The following is a 2,408-nucleotide window of genomic DNA, read 5'->3' on the forward strand; positions in this document are numbered from 1 at the left end:
CAGTTCCGTAGAGTGGCTACGCGCTATGAGAGAAAGGCTAAGTACTATTTAGGGACGCTTCAATTAGCTGCTTCTATGATTTGGTTAGCGTAATTGTCAACGCCCCCTAGGGCATCGGCTTTTACAGTGTCTTAATCCCATTCCGTACTGAGGACTTTTCAAGTCTCTGAAGCTTTCTTCTATCTGCATTCGTTTAGCGTATAACTGAACTACCTTAGTTGCTGTGAATGACTCAGGAGGTAGGTTTGTGGCTAATAACCATGGCTCTTTGCTGCCTGCTCGATAACTCTTTTGAGCGGTGTGATGTCGACCTGCTTTAGAGGAACTGCTATCTTTTCGACCTTTGGGAGGACTTTTATAAAGATGGATATGGCAATTCAGTGGGCTCTTCTTTGCAAGATATACAGCGTCGATATACTTTGCTCGGCTGTTTGCTACTGAGTAGAGCGATTTATTCGATTGCCATTTGGCTTGACCATGGTGTTGAAAACTCACATCACCGCGTACTCGACCTAACCAAAACCAGCCATGACGAGCCACTTCCGTAAACCAGGTATTTTTATATCCCGCATCAGTGACGATTAAAGGGCAGCACTTTTCAGGCAGAATTTGCGCGAGTTCTGCCAAAAATGCATTGTGACTTCTGGGTGCGTTATAGTCTTCAAATAGAAAGGTGTGCTCATGAAAGAGTGACAGAACGACCTTGCACTGAAATAGAGGCTCTGAGTGTCATTAACCGGAGTTGCTCTCGAACATCAGCCCAATCAACAAGCACAATAGGCATAGGGTTTGCACCGCAAAGGTGTTTTGCATGCCAACGAAAAATATCCATTCTGTCGGCTCTCTAGTGTGGGTTTCCAAGTAATCGGTCGATCCGTTTGATATTGTGCTTAGCCTGCACTTTGCCCTGAATATTACGGCCTAACTCAGTTAATGAGAGTTGATTACCGTCGAGTAAAGACTCCGTCGCAACCATAAGAGAATTAAGGCGTTTCTGGTATATTGTAGGGCATTGATTTCTCAGTGACTCATGTAGTATCTTAATATCGCACATGGTGTTGTTATCTGGTTTTTTTTGGCGAAATTGATTAGATCAAATAACATAATGCGTGTCTAGTTATTGATAATAAGCTATATTATCTGGGGATTCCCTAGAGCAGGGCGTTAAGCGCTAAGGCTCCAATTTGTATTTTTAGGTGATTTGATTTTATGATACTTACATCTTTGATTGATAATACAAGATTGAACAATCGAACAGACCTAGCAATAGAAAGGGGGCTATCTATCCACGCGAGTACTATGGGGAAAAGTATATTATTTGATGCAGGAAGCAGCAGGGCTTTTTGTGATAATGCAGCTTTATTGAACATTGATATTAAAGATGTAGATGCCGCTGTTATTTCACATCGTCATCATGATCATTGTAATGGTGTTACTCATTTTCTAGACGATAACTCGAAAGCTCAGGTATATTTTCGTGAATGCGAAGAAACCAATTATTTTTTCAAAACGTTTGGTTTTAAAAGTAATGTTGGTATAAATAAACAGTTACTTACCAAAGCAGCTAGTCGCTTTACCTTTGTTAACCAAATGACTGAGATATTACCTAATATCTTCATTATTACTGATTTAAGTAATAAATATGCTAAACCAAAAGGTAATAAATACCTTTTTACTGAATCTGGTGATTGTTGTAAACCAGATACATTTGATCACGAATTATTGTTAGTCATAAAAGAAGATGATGGACTTATCGTGTTTACTGGTTGTGCTCATAGCGGTGTTCTTAATATGATAGATACTGCAATTGATTATTTTCCAAATACAAAAATCAAAGCTGTTGTTGGTGGTTTTCATTTAGTCGGATTACCGTTATTTAATAGCATTGGTGGAACTTCGAAGCAGATCGAAGAGATTGGTGAGTTAATGTTAAATTACCCAATAGATAAGTTGTATACAGGGCATTGCACAGGAATGAAAGCCTATAAAATTTTAAAAGGTGTGCTTGGCGATCGCTTAGAATATTTTCCAACAGGACGTAGCATTAGTCTCTAACGTTAGAAGCGCTTAAAGCGTAATTCAGACACCCAGTGCGGCGAGATAAATCGGTAGAAGATTGGAGGTGAAAGTCCTCTGCTTGTTCTTTATTCGGAATGAGGTTGAGCAAACAGCCAAGACCCCGAGTTAAGCGTTGACAGGGGAAGCCACAGGCCGAGTATTGAGCTGCGAAATCCATCTTAAGAGTGCTGACCTTGTTGGGTGAAGGGGAAGGCAACATAAAACGTAGACGATAAGCGGTAAGTATTCACCAGAGGGGGATTGACTAAGCTGGCATGAGCCCAAATACGTCTGGGTAGTCCTTTTTACCAACCACGGCCGCAATGATAGTGCTGATCACTCTTATCGGG

Annotated in this window: 1 protein-coding gene and 1 pseudogene; one reads left to right on the plus strand and one right to left on the minus strand. The window is 40.7% G+C overall.

Features of this window, described 5'->3' with window-relative positions; genetic code table 11:
* Positions 1–105 precede the first annotated feature (105 nt).
* Positions 106–1,054: pseudogene (locus L2764_RS26765) on the minus strand (IS4 family transposase); the annotation flags it as partial.
* A 155-nt stretch (positions 1,055–1,209) separates the two neighbouring features.
* On the opposite strand from L2764_RS26765, the gene L2764_RS26770 reads away from it, so the two are divergent.
* A complete protein-coding gene (locus L2764_RS26770; RefSeq protein WP_248943380.1) occupies positions 1,210–2,055 on the plus strand; it encodes an MBL fold metallo-hydrolase in 846 nt (281 codons plus the stop codon).
* Positions 2,056–2,408: the final 353 nt, after the last annotated feature.

Source organism: Shewanella surugensis, assembly GCF_023284005.1.
GTDB lineage: Bacteria > Pseudomonadota > Gammaproteobacteria > Enterobacterales > Shewanellaceae > Shewanella > Shewanella surugensis.